The organism is Cupriavidus basilensis OR16 (assembly GCF_000243095.1).
Classification (GTDB): Bacteria; Pseudomonadota; Gammaproteobacteria; order Burkholderiales; family Burkholderiaceae; genus Cupriavidus; species Cupriavidus basilensis_D.
Genome location: NZ_AHJE01000102.1, coordinates 26865 through 46252, shown reverse-complemented (window position 1 = coordinate 46252; position 19388 = coordinate 26865). Strand labels below are relative to the sequence as shown.

Annotated in this window: 13 protein-coding genes and 4 pseudogenes; 10 read left to right on the top strand and 7 right to left on the bottom strand. The window is 66.6% G+C overall.

Annotated elements, in window-relative coordinates:
* The first annotated feature begins 61 nt into the window (after nt 1-61).
* From OR16_RS31300 to OR16_RS31260, 9 genes and pseudogenes are all read left to right on the top strand, one after another.
* The gene (locus OR16_RS31300) at nt 62-349 is read left to right on the top strand and encodes a DUF485 domain-containing protein (protein WP_006162673.1); all 288 of its coding nucleotides are present in this window, start codon (nt 62-64) and stop codon (nt 347-349) included.
* Nucleotides 346-1995, top strand: coding sequence for a cation/acetate symporter ActP (gene actP / locus OR16_RS31295; RefSeq protein WP_006162672.1), 1650 nt, complete (start codon nt 346-348; stop codon nt 1993-1995). Before OR16_RS31300 ends, actP begins: the two co-directional genes overlap by 4 nt.
* A gap of 121 nt (nt 1996-2116) precedes the next feature.
* Nucleotides 2117-2815: a TetR/AcrR family transcriptional regulator gene (locus tag OR16_RS31290; protein WP_006162671.1), complete on the top strand. Its 699-nt coding sequence runs from the start codon at nt 2117-2119 to the stop codon at nt 2813-2815.
* A 29-nt stretch (nt 2816-2844) separates the two neighbouring features.
* The gene (locus OR16_RS31285) at nt 2845-3768 is read left to right on the top strand and encodes a LysR family transcriptional regulator (protein WP_006162670.1); all 924 of its coding nucleotides are present in this window, start codon (nt 2845-2847) and stop codon (nt 3766-3768) included.
* 192 nt (nt 3769-3960) lie between these two features.
* Nucleotides 3961-5092, top strand: a pseudogene (locus OR16_RS31280) (alkene reductase).
* Nucleotides 5093-5363: 271 nt separating this feature from the next.
* On the top strand, nt 5364-6578 hold the full coding sequence (locus tag OR16_RS31275; protein ID WP_006162668.1) for a c-type cytochrome: 1215 nt from the start codon (nt 5364-5366) through the stop codon (nt 6576-6578).
* The gene (locus OR16_RS31270) at nt 6575-7084 is read left to right on the top strand and encodes a (2Fe-2S)-binding protein (protein ID WP_006162667.1); all 510 of its coding nucleotides are present in this window, start codon (nt 6575-6577) and stop codon (nt 7082-7084) included. Before OR16_RS31275 ends, OR16_RS31270 begins: the two co-directional genes overlap by 4 nt.
* Nucleotides 7081-9345, top strand: coding sequence for a xanthine dehydrogenase family protein molybdopterin-binding subunit (locus tag OR16_RS31265; RefSeq protein ID WP_006162666.1), 2265 nt, complete (start codon nt 7081-7083; stop codon nt 9343-9345). Before OR16_RS31270 ends, OR16_RS31265 begins: the two co-directional genes overlap by 4 nt.
* A 58-nt stretch (nt 9346-9403) precedes the next feature.
* Complete coding sequence (locus tag OR16_RS31260) at nt 9404-10564, top strand: FAD binding domain-containing protein (RefSeq protein ID WP_006162665.1); 1161 nt, start codon at nt 9404-9406, stop codon at nt 10562-10564.
* Between the two features lie 18 nt (nt 10565-10582).
* On the opposite strand, the gene OR16_RS31255 is transcribed toward OR16_RS31260, so the two are convergent.
* Nucleotides 10583-11269 (bottom strand): hydrolase, encoded by a 687-nt coding sequence (locus OR16_RS31255; RefSeq protein ID WP_006162664.1) that lies wholly within the window; start codon nt 11267-11269, stop codon nt 10583-10585.
* A 640-nt stretch (nt 11270-11909) separates the two neighbouring features.
* Here OR16_RS31255 and OR16_RS48515 point away from each other — a divergent pair.
* Nucleotides 11910-12020 (top strand): annotated as a pseudogene (locus OR16_RS48515) (hypothetical protein); the annotation flags it as partial.
* 315 nt (nt 12021-12335) lie between these two features.
* Here the strand turns inward: OR16_RS48515 and flgL are convergent.
* The 6 genes and pseudogenes from flgL to flgG form a co-directional block, all read right to left on the bottom strand.
* A complete protein-coding gene (gene flgL, locus OR16_RS31250; RefSeq protein ID WP_006162663.1) occupies nt 12336-13568 on the bottom strand; it encodes a flagellar hook-associated protein FlgL in 1233 nt (410 codons plus the stop codon).
* 37 nt (nt 13569-13605) lie between these two features.
* The gene (flgK, locus tag OR16_RS31245; RefSeq protein WP_006162662.1) at nt 13606-15519 is read right to left on the bottom strand and encodes a flagellar hook-associated protein FlgK; all 1914 of its coding nucleotides are present in this window, start codon (nt 15517-15519) and stop codon (nt 13606-13608) included.
* 215 nt (nt 15520-15734) lie between these two features.
* Nucleotides 15735-16756 (bottom strand): annotated as a pseudogene (gene flgJ, locus OR16_RS43170) (flagellar assembly peptidoglycan hydrolase FlgJ).
* 2 nt (nt 16757-16758) lie between these two features.
* Nucleotides 16759-17921: pseudogene (locus OR16_RS31235) on the bottom strand (flagellar basal body P-ring protein FlgI).
* Complete coding sequence (gene flgH / locus OR16_RS31230; RefSeq protein ID WP_006162660.1) at nt 17921-18595, bottom strand: flagellar basal body L-ring protein FlgH; 675 nt, start codon at nt 18593-18595, stop codon at nt 17921-17923. Before flgH ends, OR16_RS31235 begins: the two are co-directional and overlap by 1 nt.
* Nucleotides 18592-19377 carry a flagellar basal-body rod protein FlgG gene (flgG, locus tag OR16_RS31225; protein ID WP_006162659.1) on the bottom strand — a complete coding sequence of 262 codons (786 nt, stop codon included), beginning with the start codon at nt 19375-19377 and terminating at the stop codon, nt 18592-18594. Before flgG ends, flgH begins: the two co-directional genes overlap by 4 nt.
* Nucleotides 19378-19388 lie beyond the last annotated feature (11 nt).

Genomic DNA, 19388 nt, shown 5'->3' with positions numbered 1-19388 from the left:
CCCCCACCTTTGCCGCAGCCGCCGCGAAAGCGCCGCGCCCGCTGCGCCACCACCGAATCCCTTGCTCGCCAATCCGGCATTCCAGTCCCTGGTGCGCGCGCGGCGCAGGTTCGCGTGGGCCCTGACCGCCATCATGCTGGCGGTGTACTTCGGCTACATCCTCACGCTCGCCTTCCGGCCTGCGCTGCTGGGCCGCCAACTGACACTGGGCCAGCCCATGAGCGTGGGCATTCCCGTGGGCTTCGGCATGTTCGCGGTGACCTTCCTGCTGGTGGCGGTGTACGTGCATCGCACCAACACCGTGTACGACCAGCGCATCAGCGACCTCAAGCAAGGGGCAGAAAAATGAAGCAACCCGCCATTGCCGCCATTGCCGCCATTGCCGCAGCCCTGCTGCTTACCGCTCTGCCCGCGTTCGCGGCGCCGAGTTCGGTAGGCCAGGGCATCAATGTCATCGCCATCGCCATGTTTCTGGTGTTCGTCGCCGCCACGCTCGTGGTCACGCGCTGGGCTGCCAAGAGCAATCACAGCGTGGCCGACCACTATGCCGCTGGCGGCAAGATCACCGCTTTGCAGAACGGCTGGGCCATTGCCGGCGACTACATGTCGGCGGCCTCCCTGCTGGGCATCTCCGCGCTGGTCTTCACCAGCGGCTACGACGGCCTGATCTACTCCATCGGCTTCCTGGCCAGTTGGCCGATCATCCTGTTCCTGATCGCCGAGCCGCTGCGCAACCTCGGCCGCTTCACGCTGGCGGACGTGGTCTCCTACCGGCTGCAGCAGCGCCCCATCCGCGCGTTCTCCGCGTCCAGTTCCATCGTCATCGTGCTGCTGTACCTGGTGTCGCAGATGGTGGGGGCCGGCAAGCTGGTGGAGCTGCTGTTTGGCTTCAGCTACACGGCGGCGGTCGTGCTGGTCGGCGTGCTGATGGTGGTCTATGTGTTCTTCGGCGGCATGCTGGCCACCACCTGGATCCAGATCATCAAGGCGGTGCTGCTGCTCGCCGGTGCTGCCTTCATGGCGTTCATGGTCATGAGCCGCTTCGGCTTCAGCCTGAACGCGCTGTTCGCGCAGGCCATCGAGGCCCACGGCAAGCACGCGGCCATCATGAGCCCGGGCGGCCTGGTCTCCGATCCCGTCTCGGCGGTATCGCTCGGCCTGGCGCTGATCTTCGGTACCGCCGGCCTGCCGCATATCCTGATGCGCTTCTTCACCGTCGGCGACGTCAAGGCGGCACGCAAGAGCATCCTCTATGCCACTGGCATCGTCGGCATCGGCTACGCGCTGATCATCGTCATCGGCTTTGGCACCATCGCGCTGGTGGCCAGCGAGCCGGCCTACCACACGCCTGCCGGCGCGGTGATCGGCGGCGTCAACATGGTGGCCGTGCACCTGGCCCATGCCGTCGGCGGCAACGTCTTCCTCGGCTTCATCTGCGCGGTGGCGTTCTCGACCATCCTGGCCGTGGTGGCGGGGCTCACGCTGGCCGGTTCCTCGGCCATCTCGCACGATCTCTATGCCAAGGTCCTGCGCCAGGGCAACGCCACCGACAAGGAGGAGATGCGTGTCTCCCGGATGACCACGCTCGTGCTGGGCGTACTGTCCATCCTGTTGGGCATCCTGTTCGAGAAGCAGACCATTGCCTTTATCGTCAGCCTGACCTTTTCCATTGCCGCCAGCTCGAATTTCCCGGTGTTGCTGCTGTCGATCTACTGGCGCGGGCTGACTACGCGGGGCGCCGTGGCCGGCGGCTCGCTTGGGCTGCTGACCGCGGTGGTGCTGACGGTGCTCAGCCCGACCGTGTGGGTGCAGGTGCTCGGCCATGCGAGTGCCATCTACCCGTACGAGTATCCAGCGCTGTTCTCCATGCTGGTGGCCTTTGCCGGCATCTACGTGTTCTCGGTCACCGACCGGTCGGCGCGCGGTGCGCGCGAACGCGGCGCCTTCAACAATCAGCTGGTCGATTGCGAGCTCGGGCTGGTCAAGCCGCAGTAGTACCCGTGCCCGGTGCTGCCGGCCGCACTGCCGGCAGCCCTGCCGCGCGTCACAATTTATCACCCGATTGGTACAATGCCGCAAACGCCCCGCACGGGGCGTGCCTGCCACAGGTGAACGAATGAAACGAGACGCAACGCCGCCCGGGAACGATGCACCGGCCAAGACCGGAAAACGGCTGCTCCCCGAAGAGCGGGAGCAGCAGATCGTGCAGAAGGCCATCGAACACTTCACGCGTAACGGCTTCTCCGGCAGCACCCGCGATCTCGCCAAGCAGATCGGCGTCACCCAACCCTTGCTGTACCGCTACTTCGCCAGCAAGGAGGCGCTGATCGATCGCGTCTACAGCGAAGTGTTCCAGTGGCGGCCCGACTGGGAGCGCCAGATCGCCGATCGTGCCACGCCGCTGACCGAACGGCTGTATGCGTTCTACCTCGACTACGCCTCGGTGATCCTGCGCGAGGAATGGATCCGGGTCTTCATCTTTGCCGGCCTCACGCGCGAAGGCATCAACAACAAGTACCTCAACAAGCTGCGCAGCAACGTCTTCCTGCCCGTGCTGGCCGAGGTGCGTGCTGAGTACGGCATCCCGGAGCCGCGCAACGCCGCGGAGCTGGAGGCCGAGGTCGAGATGATCTGGGGCCTGCACGCGGCCATCTTCTATCTCGGCGTGCGCAAATGGGTCTACGGCCTCAAGGTGCCCTCGGACGTCAGCGCCGTGATCCGCCGCAAGGTAGACATGTTTCTCCACGGCGCGCCTGCCGTCATGCGTTCCCTGCGCGCGCCCGACAAGCCGGCAACGGAGTCCCTGCGAGGATAAACGCCGCCCTTACCGCTGGAGTCTTACCCATGGACAAGCTGCTGGCTTTGAAGCTGTTCGTCGAGACGGTCGACGCCAAGGGGTTCTCCTCGGCTGCGCGCCGGGTCAACCTGGCCACGTCATCCGTGACCCGCATGATGGACGGCCTGGAGGAGGAGCTGGGCACCGTGCTGCTGAACCGGTCGACCCGGCAGGTGACGGTGTCCGAAGCCGGCGCTGCCTACTACCAGCGGGCGCGCAAGATCCTCGATGCGGTGGCGGAAGCTGACGCGCTGATCGCCGACCGCGGCGATACGCCGGTGGGCCAGCTGCGCGTGTCGCTGCCGGTGGCGTTCGGGCGCCGCTGCATCGCGCCGTTCCTCGGCAGCCTGATTGCGCAGTACCCGAAGCTGGAACTGGAGGTAACGCTGACCGACGAGATTGTCGACCTGCTCGGCGAACGCATCGATCTATCCGTGCGCCTGGGCAGTGCCGCGTCGCTCGACGAAGTGGTGGCGCGTCGGATCGGTACGTTCCGGCGCAGGGTGGTGGCAAGCCCGGGCTATCTGCAGCAGCGCGGCATCCCCACCGCGCCAGCAGAGCTGGCCGGGCACGCGTGCCTGCGCTTCACCTACGGCGCGGGCCAGCAGTTGTGGACCTTGCGGCGCGGCACCGAGGAAATCCAGGTGCCCGTTCCGGGCACCTTCAAGAGCAACAACGCCGAAGTGCTGCGCGAACTGGCGCTGGCCGACGCCGGCATCGCCCTGCTGCCCGATTGGCTGGTCGACGAGGATATACAGAGCGGGCGCCTGACCGCCATCCTGGACGACTGGACCGTCAACCCCAACCGCGCCAGCTCGGCCATCACCGCGCTCTACCTGCCCAACCAGCGCGGCTCGCGGCGCATCGCCGCCTTCCTCGAGTTTCTCTCGCGGATTCCTGGTCCGACCGGCGGGGGCGAAGCGGGCGGCTGACGCCCCGTCCCCCGTCCAGTCCCCGCCCCCCGCCCCTTGCCGCCAGCGCAACGCAACGTTGCGCGGCGACCCGATTCTCCACCGATGGGTTGGCGTCTACTCTTCAGGTCATCTCTTCCCGAGACAGCCAGCGCGGCGCAAAGGCAAGCCTGCTGCCGCCGACCGACCCATCGCACCTGACGGAGAACCACCGTGACCCACCATCTCTTCACCCCCATTCGCCTCGGCAACCATACCCTGGCGCATCGCGTTGCGATGGCGCCGCTGACGCGCTCGCGTGCTGGCCAGCCCGGCAACGTGCCCACCGACTTGAATGTCGAGTACTACCGGCAGCGTGCCGGCGCGGCGCTGATCATCAGCGAAGCCACGCAGATCTCGCAGCAGGGCCAGGGCTACGCCTGGACGCCGGGCATCCATAGTCCAGCGCAAATCCAGGGATGGCAGGCCGTCAGCGACGCCGTGCATGACCAGGGCGGCATCATCTTCCTGCAGCTGTGGCACGTCGGCCGCGTTTCGCACCCGGTGTTCCAGCCCGGCGGCGCGCTGCCGGTGGCGCCCAGCGCCCTGCCCGTCCCCGGCAAGACCTTCATCATCGACGCGCAGGGCAACGGCGCCTGGGGCGACGTACCCGTGCCCCAGGCGCTGACCCTCGACGGCATCCGCGCCATCGTGTCCGACTACCGGGATGCCGCCCGCAACGCCATGGCCGCGGGCATGGACGGCGTGGAGATCCACGCCGGCAACGGCTACCTGCTCGACCAGTTCATCAACTCCAACAGCAACCAGCGCGACGACGCCTACGGCGGCAGCATCGAGAACCGGGCACGGCTGCTGCTTGAGGTGGTGGACGCGATCGCGGCGGAGGTCGGGCCCGCGCGCGTTGCCGTGCGGCTGACGCCCATGGGGCGCTTCATGGGCATGGGGGATGCATCGCCTGAAGAGACCTTCGGCTACATCGGTGCGCCAGCTCGATACCCGGGGCCTGGCCTACCTGCACCTGGTCGAGCCGGCCATGGTCGGCACCGTCAAGGAGGAGCACGCCGATCCCCGCTGGGACGCGATCATCCAGCAACTGCGCGCGGCCTTCCACGGCGTGCTGATGCTGGCGGGCGGCTACGGGCGCGACAGCGCCGAGCACGCGCTCGCCAGCGGCCGCGCCGACATCATCGCCTTCGGCCGCCCGTTCATCTTCGGCCGCCCGTTCATCGCCAATCCCGATCTGCCCGCCCGGCTGCGCGGCGGCCTGCCGTTGAACACGCCCGATGCCTCGTCCTTCTTCGGCGGCGGTGCCGGGGGCTACACCGACTATCCGGTGGCGGCGTGAATGCGGGTGGACGGCAGGCGGCCGGCGTGCTCGGCCAGGCCGGCCGCCTGCCGCTGCGCGGCGTAGCGCCATCGCGCCACCTGCTCATACTTTGGTCTGAGCGCCGCAGACCACTCGTCTGATTGTTGCCGGCCAGCACGACTCCTACCATGCGAGCTGGGCAGTGCCGTCCCGCCGCTGCCAAGGTCCCGATGCATGGGATGCGAGCCGCGGGCCCCATCGATACAAGGATTCCCGCCATGAACCGGCATTTCCTCCCGGCAGGCCAGGCATGAAACGACGGCCCGTCCTTTTCGCGGCAGCTGGGGCGGCCGCCGTTGCCCTGGTAGCTGCCGCCTGCATCATGTGGGAGCCGGCCATCGCGCCGATCGCCGCGCCGGCGCCCTCGTCCTTCGACCGGGCGCTGACGCTGGAGGGCGCCCGCGTGGTCGCGCTCGGCGACTGCGCGGTATGCCATACGGCCAGGGGCGGCCAGCCCTTTGCCGGCGGCCTGCCACTGGTCACGCCGTTTGGCACGATCTACTCCACCAACATCACGCCCGATGCGCAAACCGGCATCGGCAGCTGGTCGCTGGAGGCCTTCGCGCGCGCCATGCGGCGCGGCATCGCACGCGACGGCCACCAGCTCTATCCGGCGTTTCCGTACATCCACTTCACCAATCCGCCCGCCAACGCATTGATCTTCCCGCTCAACTTCCGGCCTCTGGTCGCCTTCTGGAACGTGCTGTTCCTGCGGCCCGGCGAAACGCAACACGATCCCGCGCAGGATGAAGCCTGGAACCGCGGCCGCCTGCTGGTGGACGGACTTGGCCACTGCGCCGCCTGCCACTCGCCGCTCAATGCGATCGGCGGGGAAAAACTGGGCCGCGCCTTCGACGGCGGCGAGGTGGACAACTGGGAAGCGCCGCCGCTGAACCGCCTGGCGGGCGGGCCCGTGCCCTGGACCAAGGCGCAGCTAGCGACCTACCTGCGCACCGGCGTCTCCGGCGCGCATGGCGCGGCAGCCGGCCCAATGCTGCCGGTCACGCTCGAGTTGGCCACCGTGCCCGAGGCGGACGTCGATGCCATCGCGACCTATCTGATGTCGCTGCACAAGCCGGCACCCGCGCCCACCGTGATGCCGGTCTCGGCGGCCGTGGCAAACCCTTCCGCCATCGCGCGCGGCGCGGCGCTCTTCAGCGGGGCGTGCGCCGCCTGCCATGGCACCGGTGCGCCGATGCAGAGCGTGGGTGCCCGCCCCAGCCTCGCCAGCAGTTCCGCGCTCCAAGCCGGCACGCCGCGCAATGCCATCCAGATGATGTTGCAAGGCGTGGCGTGGAACGGCGAGGACGCCATGCACTACATGCCAGCATTCGCACAGGCCTTCGACGACCAGCAGCTTGCCGACCTGGCGGCCTACCTGCGTGCCACCTACGCCCGGCAGCCACCGTGGGCCGGTGTGCAGGACACCGTCGCTACACTCAGGAAAGGGAACGAATCGAGATGATCAAGCTCACCGTCAACGGCGCCAGCCACGAGTTGGACATCGATCCGTCCACGCCGCTTCTCTATGCCCTGCGCGGCGAGCTGCACCTGCACGGCGCCAAGTTCGGCTGCGGCCTGGGCCAGTGCGGCGCCTGCACCGTCATCGTCGGCGACCGCCCGGTGTTTTCGTGCCTGATGCCGGTGGCATCGATTGGCAGGCGGCCGGTGCGCACCATCGAAAGCCTGGGTGCCGCCGACAGGCCGGGCCCCTTGCAGAAGGCGTTCATTGACCACCAGGCGGCGCAGTGCGGCTACTGCATCGCCGGCATGATCATGCGTGCGCAAGCCCTGCTGGAGGTCAACGCCCATCCCACCGACGCCGAGCTGCGCGCGCACATGGAGCCCAACCTGTGCCGGTGCGGCACCCATATGCGCATCCTGGCGGCCATCCGCGCCGTGGCCGGCACGCCCGGCGCCGCGCGCCCGGGCGGGGTCAAGGCCGAGGGCAACAAGGAGGGGGCACGATGAGCAGCCATGACGACCACATCGACCTGGGCCGCCGCGCCTTCCTGGTCTCGGGCTCGCTGGTGGTGGGCTTCACGCTGCTGCCGGGCCGCGAGGCCATGGCGCAGACCGTGCTGGCCGACGAGGGCGCGGCCGTGCAGATCGCGCGGCAATACCAGGCGCTGGCGGGCAGCCTGAAGACCAACCCCTATCTCGACGCCTGGATCAAGATCGCGCCCAATAACCAGGTCACGGTGTACACCGGCAAGGTCGAGCTGGGCACCGGCGTGCGCACCGCGCTGCTCCAGGTGGCGGCGGAAGAACTGCAGATGGCGCCCGCGCTGATCACCTTCCTGAGCGCCGATACCGGCCGCTCGCCGGACGAAGGGCTGACTGCCGGCAGCCACACCATGGCCGATAGCGGTAGCGCCCTGCTCAACGCCGCGGCCCAGGTGCGCGGGCTGCTGACGGGCGCCGCCGCGCGGCAGTTGCGTGTCGATGCGGCGTCGCTGACGATCGCCAATGCACGCATCACGGCCCCCGACGGGCGCTCGCTGTCGTTCGGCGAACTGTTGCCCGTGGTTGACCTGCACCGCACGGCAACACCCGCCTCGCCGCTGCGCGACCCGAAGTCGTTCTCCGTGATCGGCACGTCGATGCCGCGGCTGGACATTCCCGGCAAAGTCAGCGGCAAGCCGAGCTACGTCCAGGACCTGGCCATGCCGGGCATGGTGCATGCGCGCGTGGTGCTGCCGCCTGCCTATGACGCCACCCTGCTGTCGGTCGACGACACCGCGGTCAAGTCCATGCCCGGCGTGATCGCCGTCGTGCGCGACGGCAGCTTGCTCGCCGTGGTGGCCAGGGGGGAATGGCAGGCGGTACTGGCTCAGCGCGTGCTCGGCGCCGCTTGCCGCTGGAGCAAGGGACGTGCGCTGCCCCGCCCCGCCGACGTGATCGCGCAGCTCAAGCAGATCTCCACGCAGCACATCGAGATCGCCAACACGCGGGGCGCTGTGGCGGCGGGCGCCAGGACGCTGGCCGCCACCTATTCCAAGCACTACCTGATGCACGGATCGATCGGCCCCTCGTGCGCCGTGGCGCAGATGCAGGATGGCGTGCTGACCGTATGGACCCACTCCCAGGGCGTCTACCCGCTGCGCGACGGCCTGGCCGAGATGCTGTCGATGCCCAAGGACAAGCTGCGCTGCATCCACATGGAAGGATCGGGCTGCTACGGGCACAACGGCGCGGACGACGCCGCGGCGCACGCGGCCTATCTGGCCCGCGCCCTGCCCGCACAGCCAGTGCGCGTGCAATGGATGCGCGACCAGGAGAACCTGTGGGACCACTACACGCCAGCCATGGTCACCGAGGTCAAGGCCTCGCTCGATGCCGGCGGCCATATCGTCGACTGGGACTACGCGCTGTGGAGCAGCTCGCATAACGAGCGCGTGGTCAACGCGGGCCGGCTGCTGCCAGCCACCCAGTTGGCCAGGCCCTTCGCGCCCGCGCCCTCGGTCCCGATGCTGCAACCTGAGGGCGGCGGCGACCGCAACGCGATTCCGCTCTACAGGCTCCCGGCCTCGCACATCGTCAATCACTTCTCGCCGACCATGCCGCTGCGGACCTCGGCGATGCGCTCGCTGGGCGCGCACATGAACGTCTTCGCGATCGAGAGCTTCATGGACGAGTTGGCTGCCGCGGCCAACACCGACCCCGTGGCGTTCCGGCTGCGGCATATGGAAGACCAGCGCGCGCGCGACGTCATCCAGCTCGCCGCAACCAGATTCGGCTGGCCCAGGCGCGGCCGCAAGCCCGGCCGCGGCGTCGGCTTCGCGTTCGCCAGGTACAAGAACCTGATGGGCTACGTGGCGATCGCGCTGGAGATTTCGGTGGTGCGCGACACGGGCCTGGTGCGTCTCGAGCATGCCGAGGTGGCCGTCGATTGCGGGCAGATCGTCAGTCCGGATGGCGTGCGCAACCAGATCGAGGGCGGCATCCTGCAGTCCGCGAGCTGGACGCTGTACGAGGCGTTGCGCTTCGACACCGGCGGCATCGGCAGCTTCGACTGGAGTGCCTATCCAATCATGCGCTTCTCCGCCGTGCCCGCCACCATCAACGTGCACCTGATCGACCGCCCCGGCACGCCGTTCCTGGGCGTGGCCGAAGCGGCGATGGGGCCCACCGCGGGCGCCATCGGCAATGCCCTGTTCGATGCCACCGGCAAGCGCCTGCGCGACATGCCGCTGGGCGGCGAGCGGCTGCGCAGGGAAATCGCGCCGTAGCGCGTAGCGTGCCATGGCCCGGGCGCTGAGCGCGGCCCGGCCCCCGAACCTCAACGCCATGACCATCATGCCCACCATGCCCACGACCAGACCCAACCGCGCCATCGTCATCGGCGGCTCGCTCGGCGGGCTCTTTACCGCCATCTGCCTGCGCGCCATCGGCTGGGATGTCGACGTCTTCGAGCGCTCGCCGCAGCAGCTCGACAGCCGCGGCGGCGGGCTCGTGCTGCAGCCCGGCGTGCTCGACGCGCTGGCCTTCGCCGGGGTCGCGCATCCGCCAGGGTTCGGCGTGCCGTCGAAGGACCGCATCTTCCTGGACCGCGAGGGTGCCGTTCGCCGCGTCTACATGCCGCAGACGCAGATCGCCTGGAACGGGCTATATGCCCTGATGAAAGGCGCACTCGATCCGGACACGATCCATGCCGGCGAGGAACTAGTCGCGCTGGCCCGCGAGGCCGATCATGTCACGGCGAGCTTTGCCTCCGGCCGCACCGAGCGCGCGGATCTGCTGGTCGGCGCCGACGGGCCATTGTCCACGGTGCGCCAGACGTTGCTGCCCGGCGATGCACCCGCCTACGCCGGCTACGTCGCCTGGCGTGGCGTGTTGCCCGAGACAGCGCTGGGCGAGCAGGCCAGGTCGCTGCTGGTCGATGCCTTCGCCTTCCAGAACGGGCCGCGACACCAGATGCTGACCTACCTGATTCCTGGCGAGGACGGATCGGCCCGGCGCAACGAACGGCGCCTGAACTGGGTCTGGTACCGCGCCCTGCCCGCCGGAGAACCGCTGGCGGCGGTGCTGCTGGATCGCCATGGCCGCCAGCACACGCATTCGCTGCCCCCGGGCGCGGTCAAGGATGCCGATGCCAGGGCGCTGCAGCACGAGGCGGCGGACAGACTCGCGCCCGTGTTCGCGAGTCTGGTCACATCGACCCCCGATCCCTTCCTGCAACTGATCCAGGACTACTCGGCGCCGCGCATGCGTTTTGGCCGCGCTGTGCTGCTAGGCGACGCCGCCTTCGTGGCACGTCCACATACGGGCGCAGGCGCGGGCAAGGCGGCAGCCAATGCCGTGGCCCTGGCACGCGCGCTGCAGACCGGCGAGGGCATCGACGACGCGCTCGCGCTATGGGATCGAAGCCAGTGGGCCGCCGATACGCGCCTGGCCCAGTGGGGCATCACGCTGGGCAGGCGCATCATGGGCGGCATGCCGGCTGGCTGACCGGCACGGCAGCACGGCTCAGCGGGCCGGCACCGGGGCAATGGATTCGTGCGGCGTGGCCGTGCGCTGCGCGGCCTTGTGCACCATGGTATAGGCGTAGTCCACGCCCATGCCGTAGGCGCCCGAGTGCTCCTTGACCAGCTTCATCACCGCGTCATAGCTGTCGCGGTGGGCCCAGTCGCGCTGCCATTCCAGCAGCACCTGCTGCCAGGTCACCGGCACCACGCCGGCCTGCACCATGCGCTGCATGGCGTAGTCGTGCGCTTCCTTGCTGGTGCCGCCGGAAGCATCGGCCACCATGTAGATCTCGTAGTCGCTGTCATGCATCGCGCAGAGCGCGAAGGTGGTGTTGCAGACCTCGGTCCACAGGCCGGCCACGATGATCTTCTTGCGGCCGTTGGCGGCCAGCGCATCGCGTACCTTCTGGTCATCCCAAGAGTTCATCGAGGTGCGTTCCAGCGTCGGCTGGCCGGGGAACACGTCCAGCAGTTCCGGGTAGGTGAAACCAGAGAACGATTCGCTCTCCACCGTGGTGATGGTGGTGGGGATGTTGAAGATCCTGGCAGCCTTGGCCAGGCCCACCACGTTGTTCTTCATGGCCTGGCGGTCCATCGACTGCACGCCGAAGGCCATTTGCGGCTGGTGGTCGATGAAGATCAGCTGGCTGTTTTGCGGGGTCAGCACTTCAAGTTTCGAATTGGACATGGTATCGGCTATCTCGTTGAAATTGGTTGAACTTTACGTGGCAGGATTATTGTTTTCGCGCCGCCATGTACTGAACTATACGAGAGCTCCCCATGTGGGAATTGGCCAATTCATGGATATTTCATTCAAATATTTTGATGATTGATTTTGTACGAAAAAACGGAGATGGTCTTGCAGGTAATGGCCATCTTTTCATCCGCAGCGCGTGCCTCCTACGGTGGTATAGCGCTGCCAATTCAATGCAGTAGCACTGCCTGCACAGATGGACAACTGCGCGCGGCTTTGGGCGCGTCATAAGATGTCTACACGGCCTGCGTCGTGTGACCGGGTCTGACTTGACCACAACCACGTCTCTCGCAGTGAAACCGGAACGGCGAATCTTGCGCTCGAAAGGATCGTTACTGCTTTCGAGGTGAACGTCGTAGAAGTGGCTGGCCTTTGACACGGCTGCGATAGAGCAGCGCTGGCCGGCTGGCACCCTCGGATCGGGCTGGAGGCGGGCGCCTCAAATTCCTCGCTTCGGTGACAGAGAAATTATGGGAGAACGAAATGGCAACCTACGTGGAACTGTAGGCCCAAAGGGAGGCTCTCGAAGCGCAGATAGCCGAGGTGCGCGCCGACCGGCAAGACCTGGCCAGGACGTGGCAGGGCACCAGCATGGCTTGGAACAGGACCGGAACGCTACTTGATTCGCAGGTTCTCGTCCAAGTTCCAAGGCCCCGCCGACACTTTCCAGTCGACCACCTCATGACGAGGCAGTGGGGATCCTTGATGCATGCCCCTCGCACTGTCAGCACGCACGGTGAAGGGGGAGCGTTTCCTGACCTGAACCGCTTGCTAGATTAGAGGTGGCTACGTTGTTCCAGCCGCACACTCTTTTGTGATCGGGAAGTGATTTCCCAGCGCCGGAAGAATATACAGGCAGCCGATGCTAACCTAAAGATTGGGAAGCCGTCCCGGGCCGGGGTTTCCGGGGAGTTGAGCAGTTCTTCCCGCCCTTTCGATAGCAACTTCCCAATCTTTGATCGACCGGCACACTATTTCCCTATGCGCCGGGATCCAGCGCCTACCCCAGATACTTGAACAGATTCATCCCTTGAATCTGCATAAACGATTGCTGCGCCGCCTGCAGCGAAGTCTGGCGCTGGTAGTACTCGGTCATGGCCGAGTAGTAATCCAGGTCTTGCAGGCCCGACAGCGTCTGGGTGTAGTTCAACCCGCGGTTGGTGCCAATGGTATCGAGCGCATCGAGCTCATTCATGCGCGAGCCGACGGAGGTCTGCACCGTGCTGACGTTGTCCAGCGAGTTGGCCATCTGGCGGTTTGCCGTGGACAGTGCGTTGGCCAGCGTGGCGCGGTCGTTGTCGGTGACCTGCGGCTGCTTCAAGGCGTTGATGACGCTCTGCAGGTTGGCGAAGATGTCCGTGCCGGCTTGCTTCGCGGGTTGCAGGTTGACGACATCGCCATCCTTGGGCGTGCCCTTGATCGACAGCGAGAGCCCGCCGACCGAGATGCCTGCGCCATCCACATAATCCACCGGGGCACCGACGGCGGCCGGCGGCGCTGCGCTCTGGTCCATCACTTGGTACTGCATCTTGCCGGTGACGGCATTGGTGGCGAAATTGAGCGAGAGGCTGTGGCCGTACAGCGCGTTGGTCGGATCTGTCACCGAGATCGCGCTGAATTCCGCGGTGCCGGTATTGGCGCTGGGCGAGGAGGCGACGTACGTGGCGGTGGACTGCACGCTCATGAAGATCGCGTTGCCATTGTCGTTGGTGGGCATCTGGCGGGCCACGTCGACCTGCAACAGTTGCTGGCCGGTATCGCCCCCGTAGACCACCGCGCCGCTGCCGTTCTTCGCGAACGGCGGCGTGGACGACTGATAGCCCGCGAACAGGAACTGGCCGTTGCCGTTGTCGGCGTTGGAGAGGCCGAGCAGCTGGTTGTATGCGTCTTGCAGCGAAGAGGCGACCGAGGTGCGGTCGGCATCGCTCATGGTGCCGTTGCCGGCTTGCACCACCAGCGTCTGGATGTTCTGGACGGTGGTGACCACGCTGTTGAGCGAGCCCAGTTCCAGCGACAGGTTGGTGTTGGCTTGCTTGCGGGAAGTGGCGTACTGGTCGTTGACGGCGCTGGACTGCGAGACCACCAGCGCCCGAGTGGCGCCCACCGGGTCGTCGGACGGGGTCAGGATACGGCGGCCGGTGCCGAGCTGTTGCTGCACGTGCAGCAACGAGCCTTGCTGGCTGTTCATGGAAGCCAGGCCGAGTTGGTAGAGCGTGGAGCTTGCAACGCGCATGTCAGTTCCTTTAGATGATCCGGGTCTTCAGAAGCGATCAGCGGCCGATACCGATGATGGTGTCGAACAGCGTGGTGGCGGTCTGGATGACCTTGGCGTTCGCCTGGTAGAGCTGCTGGAAGCGCAGCATGGAGACGGTTTCCTCATCCATGTTCACGCCCGAGATGCTCTGCTGCGCCGTCGTCACCTGGGTAGTGACGCTGTCCTGCGACGTCGACGCGATCTGGACTGACTTTGCGCGGCTGCCGACATCGTTGACCAGCTGCGCGAAGGCGTCGTTGTAGCTCGACACGCCGCCGATGGTCTTGGTGGTTTGCAGCTTGGCCAGCGTCAGCGCGTTGCCGTTATCGGATACGCCGTTCAGGTTGGGGGCCAGCGTGAAGCTGTCGCCGTTCTTGGGGGCGCCGTCGAAACTGACCGTAACGCCGTTGAACGAGTAGTCCGTCGCCGTGCCATTGGGGGTCGGGCCGCTGGTGGGGACTACCGCAGCGCCGCTCGCATCGGTGAAGACATAGTTGACGCCGTTGTAAGTAGCCGTGATCGCGGTGGCGGGCAGGCTGAAGCCTTGCGCCACGTTGCTCACCTTGGCCGTGCCCGTACCGGTGTTGGTGGTGCCTGCGCTGGCGCGCAGCGGGCCCGCGGCAGCAATCTTGGCGGGATCGCTGATGGCCATGTCCATTGCCGCCGCCACGTTGCGGGTCGGCTGGATCTGGTAGGAATCATTGGCTGACATCGCCGTGGGGATCTTGACATTCACGCCGTCCGCCGACAGCGTCAGCGGATAGGTGGCGGCGGCGCCCGCCTGCGTAGCCACGACCTTGTTGTCGGACATGCGCGTGAGCGAGTAGTTGGTGCCGTCGTAGGTCAGCGTGTAGTCGCTGGTGGTCAGCAGGGACGTGTTGCTGATGCTGGTCGACACCAGCGAGGTACCGGTATTGGAGCTCTTGGGCAGCGTGACGGGGGTGCCGAGCTTGAACAGGTTGCCGCCGATCTGGCCGGTCAGGTCCACGCCGAGCTTATGCTGGTCGTTGAAGGTCTGGGCCAGCGTCACCGACAGCCGTCCGATGGCATTCTGCGCGGAATCCAGCGACTCCGTCCGGAACTTGAGCAAACCGCCGAGGGAGCCGCCCGTGAGGGTGCTTTCGTCCATCTCGGTCACGTTGCCGTTGGCTTGCGTGTATGCGACCGTGGTGCGCGACGGGTCGGCCGACGATTGCACAGCCTTCAGGTCATAGGAGTTCGAGCCCATCACCAGGGGCTGGCCGTTGCCGACGAACACGTTATAGGTATTGTCTTGCGGCACTACCTTGACGCCTACCAACTGGGTCAGCTGCGAGACCAGCTGGTCACGCTGGTCAAGCAGGTCGTTGGGCGGCTGACCGCCGCCGGCCGCGGTGGCGCGCGTGATCTGATCGTTAAGCTTGGCAAGCTGCTGGGAGTAGGCGTTGATCTGCGTGACCGAGCTCTGCACCTGGGTATTGACGCCGTCGCGCAACTGCTGGAAATAGGAATTGGCGGCGCGCATCTGGCCGGTGAGCGATTGCCCGGCATTGATCATGTTCTGGCGCGCGGCCGGATCGGCCGGCGTGTCCGATACACCTTGCACGGCGGCGAAGAACTTCTGCATCAGCGGTGCGATGCCACCCTTCTGGTCGGCCAGCAGGTTGTCGATCTGGCTGATCTGGTCGGAGTACGTCGAGAGTTGGGCGCTGGCGGACTGCGCATTGCGCAGCTGGCCGGTCAGGAACTCGTCATAGGCGCGAACCACCGAGGTCGTGTTGGAGCCCTGGCCATAGAAGCCGCTGCTGGTGTACTGGCCACCCGCGGACGCGATGAGGGTGTTCTGCCGTGTATAGCCAGGCGTGGCGGCGTTACTGATATTGTGGCCAACCGTCGTCAACGCGTTCTGCGCCGTGTTCAGGCCGGAAAGTCCGATATTGAAGAGAGACATGCTCTAACCCCGCATCTGGTGGCTGCCGTGTGCCTGACCTGGCGATCCGTGCACCGTGGCCGCTTCTCGCGGGACCTTCGATGCCGGTTCGCCGCTGCCGGACATGAACGGCGGTGAATGATGTAAGTAACGGCAGAAGTACAAGGAGACTTTAGTGCGCGACGCCGACAATTTACGTCCGGCGGGCGTGCTCCCCGCCCGGATGCGGCATGCGCTCAGACAGGCACTTTTCGCATGATCCGGACCAGCTTCTCGCCATAGGCCGGATCCGTTGCGTAACCGGCCCGCTGCAGGCCCCGCGCCGCATCGTCCGGCGTGGCCGCGGCCAATACCTCGGCGTAGCGCGGGTTGTTGCTCAGCAAGCGGCCGTAGTCGGCAAAGGCTTCATCGTACGAGCCGTAGGCGCGGAAGCGCGCGCGCACCTTCTGCGGCTGGCCATCGACATATTCGGTGGTGGTGATTTCCGCGACCTGGCCCTTCCAGTTGGCGCCCGCCTTGATGCCGAAGACATTGAAGGTGGTGCTGCCGTCCGGGTAGGCAATCTCGCGCCGGCCCCAGCCGGATTCGAGCGCCGCCTGGCCCAGGATCAGCTTGGCCGGCACGCCGGTGGCGCGGGCCGCGGATTGCGCCGGCCCCGCCATGCGGGAAACGAAGGCGCTGATGTGGGCGGGCGTGTCTTCCGGCAGCACGGCGTTGCCGCCCTGCCAGGCGCCCGTGTCCTGCGACTGGTATTGGCGCAAGCCCGCCGTGGGGTTCCAGCTGGTGCCGGCCACGACGCTGCCCGCACGCGGGATGTCCGCGTCACCGTTGCGCATGTACAGCTTGCTTGCAAGCCCGGGGGCCGCATCGTCCATGCCCGCCTGCACGGCGGCCTGTTCGCGGCCGCGCCGGCGAGCTCGGGCGGCAGGCCCGCGCCGCTGGCACGCGCGAGCTGGCGCACCATCACGTCGGCCAGGCCGATGCCGCGCGAGGACATCTGCTGGGACAGCTGCTGGTCCATCATCGACATGTACAGCTTGGTCTGCTCGTTGTCGAACAGGCCATCCTGCGGCGTGGCGTCGCGCATGCTCTTGAGCACCATCTGCGTGAACACCGCCTCGAACTGGCGCGCGGCGGTACGCAGGGTTTCCGGGGTGGCCCCGTTACGCGCACTTTGCTTGAGGCCCTCGAAGCCCTGCGTATCCAGGGCAAAGCGTTGCGAGAGTTCGGCCTGTGCGGCCACGCGGCTGGCTGACATGATCAGATGATCTCGAGGTCGGCGCGCAGCGCGCCGGCGGCACGCATGGCTTCAAGAATGGTCTGCAGGTCGGCAGGCGTCGCGCCCAGCGCGTTCAGGCCCTTGACCACCGCGGCCAGCGAGGCGCCGGCCTTGACCATCTGCAGCGCGCCGCCCTCTTGCTTCATATTGATCTGCGACACCGGCGCCACCACCGTCTGGCCACCACTGAAGGGTGCCGGCTGGCTGATCACCGGTTGGGTGTTGATCACCACCGACAGATTGCCATGCGCCACCGCGCAGTCGTCCACGGTGACAGCCTGGTTCATCACGATCGAGCCGGTACGCGCGTTCAGGATGACCTTGGCCGCGGCCTTGGCGCGCGTGACTTCGATATTTTCGATACGGGCCATGAAGCCCACCCGCGCGCTCGGGGCCGCGGGCGTGCGCACCTGTACCACCCGGCCGTCCAGCGCGCTGGCTACGCCGCCGCCCATCGCGCGATTGATCGCCTCGACAACGCGCTCGGCCGTGCCGTAGTCGGTTTCGCGCAGCTCCAGGTTCAGGATGCCGCCTTCGGGCTGGAACGCCGGCACCGCGCGTTCCACGATACCACCGTTGGCGATGCGGCCCACCGCCAGCTGGTTGACCTGCACCTTGCTGCCGTTGGCCGACGCGCCCGCGCCGCCCACCAGCATGTTGCCTTGCGCGATCGCGTAGACCTGGCCGTCGGCGCCCTTGAGGGCGTCATCAGCAAGGTGCCGCCCCTCAGGCTCTTGGCGTTACCCATCGAGGACACCACCACGTCGAGCTGGCTGCCGGGCCGCGCGAACGGCGGCAGCGTGGCCGTGACCATCACCGCCGCCACGTTCTTGAGCTGCATGTTCTTGCCGGCCGGCAGGGTGATGCCGAGCTGCGAGAGCATGTTGGTCAGGCTCTGCGTGGTGAACGGCGTCTGCATGGTCTGGTCGCCGGTGTTATCCAGCCCCACCACCAGGCCGTAGCCCACCAGCGGGTTGTCGCGCACGCCCTGGAAATTGGCCAGGTTCTTCAGCCGTTCGCGTGCGACGCGCCCGCTAGCAGGCCCAGCGTCAGCGCCAGGAAGAGAGCGCGGACGAAGCGGCAGCGCAAGGCGGGGAACGAAGACAGGGACATGACGCGGTCGGTGATCAATACGGTGAAACATTAAGGATTAAGGAAGAAACGCTGCAGCCAGCCCATGTTCTGCGTTTCGTCGATATAGCCCTTGGCGGTGTACTCGATGCGTGCGTCCGCCACCTGCGTGGACGGCACCGCGTTGTCGCCGGTGATCGTGCGCGGATTGACCACCCCGGAGAAGCGGATGTATTCCGCGCCCTGGTTGATCGCCATCTGCTTCTCGCCGGAGACGATGAGGTTGCCGTTGGCCAGCACCTCCAGCACGGTCACGGTGATGGTGCCGTTGAACGTGTTGGTGGCGCTGGCGCCGCCGCTGGCCTTGAGCGCATTGGCGCCGCTCATGGTCGCGTTCTGGGCGCTGCTGAACAGCCCGCCAAGCGCCCGCGGCACGGCATCGAAGGCCAGCGCGCTGTTGGACGTGCGGCTGGCGTTGGTGCCGGAGTTCTTGCTGGCGTTGACGTTCTCGCTGATCACGATGGTGAGGATGTCGCCCACATTGCGCGGCCGGCGATCCTCGAACAACGGATTGCCCGCGTACGACGACTGGTAGATCGATCCGCTCGCCGGCGCCAGCGCGCGCGGCTCTGCCCGCGCGGAGGTGGGCAGCTGGACCAGCGGCTCGCGCGGCATCATCGCGCAACCTGTCGCGAAGCAGCAAAGGGCAAGCGCGCCCAGGCGAGTCAGCGAGGCAATCATGGTCATCCCAGCTGGGTGAGTCGCTGCAGCATCTGGTCGGACGTCTGCACGGCCTTGCTGTTGATTTCGTAGGCGCGCTGGGTCTGGATCATGCTGACCAGCTCCTCGACCACGTTGACGTTGGACGCTTCGACGTAGTTTTGCTGCAGCGTGCCGGAGCCGTTCAAGCCAGGCACCGTGGTGTTCGGCGCCCCCGACGCATCGGTCTGCACGTACAGGTTCTCGCCGAGGCTCTCCAGGCCGGCCGGGTTCGCGAAAGTAGCCAGCTGCAGCTGGCCGACCTGCACGTTGGCTGTCGAACCGGGTTGCGTCACCGAGACCACGCCGTCACGCGCGACCGTCAGCGACGTGTAGTTGGCCGGCAGGGTAATGGCGGGCTGGATCACGAAGCCGCTTGACGTCACCAACTGGCCGTTCTGGTCAGTCTGGAACGAGCCATCGCGCGTATAGGCGGTGGTGCCGTCGGGCATCGTGACCTGGAAGAAGCCCTGGCCGATCACGGCCACGTCCTTGCTATTGCCGGTCTGCTGCGGATTGCCCTGGGTATGGATGCGCTCGGTCGCCACGGGGCGCACGCCGGTGCCCAGTTGCAGGCCCGACGGCAAGGTGGTCTGGTCAGACGACAACGCACCGGGCTGGCGGATGGTCTGGTACATCAGTTCCTCGAACACGGCACGCCCACGCTTGAAGCCGTTGGTGGAGACGTTGGCCAGGTTGTTCGAGATCACGTCCATCTGCGTCTGCTGCGCATCGAGGCCGGTCTTGGCAATCCAGAGAGAGCGGATCATGTTTGTCCTCA

Coding starts and splice junctions, on each gene's coding strand:
- actP (WP_006162672.1), top strand. CDS start 346: ATGAAGCAACCCGCCATTGCCGCCATTGCCGCCATTGCCGCAGCCCTG.
- OR16_RS31290 (WP_006162671.1), top strand. CDS start 2,117: ATGAAACGAGACGCAACGCCGCCCGGGAACGATGCACCGGCCAAGACC.
- OR16_RS31285 (WP_006162670.1), top strand. CDS start 2,845: ATGGACAAGCTGCTGGCTTTGAAGCTGTTCGTCGAGACGGTCGACGCC.
- OR16_RS31275 (WP_006162668.1), top strand. CDS start 5,364: ATGAAACGACGGCCCGTCCTTTTCGCGGCAGCTGGGGCGGCCGCCGTT.
- OR16_RS31270 (WP_006162667.1), top strand. CDS start 6,575: ATGATCAAGCTCACCGTCAACGGCGCCAGCCACGAGTTGGACATCGAT.
- OR16_RS31265 (WP_006162666.1), top strand. CDS start 7,081: ATGAGCAGCCATGACGACCACATCGACCTGGGCCGCCGCGCCTTCCTG.
- OR16_RS31260 (WP_006162665.1), top strand. CDS start 9,404: ATGACCATCATGCCCACCATGCCCACGACCAGACCCAACCGCGCCATC.
- OR16_RS31255 (WP_006162664.1), bottom strand. CDS start 11,269: ATGTCCAATTCGAAACTTGAAGTGCTGACCCCGCAAAACAGCCAGCTG.
- flgL (WP_006162663.1), bottom strand. CDS start 13,568: ATGCGCGTTGCAAGCTCCACGCTCTACCAACTCGGCCTGGCTTCCATG.
- flgK (WP_006162662.1), bottom strand. CDS start 15,519: ATGTCTCTCTTCAATATCGGACTTTCCGGCCTGAACACGGCGCAGAAC.
- flgH (WP_006162660.1), bottom strand. CDS start 18,595: ATGACCATGATTGCCTCGCTGACTCGCCTGGGCGCGCTTGCCCTTTGC.
- flgG (WP_006162659.1), bottom strand. CDS start 19,377: ATGATCCGCTCTCTCTGGATTGCCAAGACCGGCCTCGATGCGCAGCAG.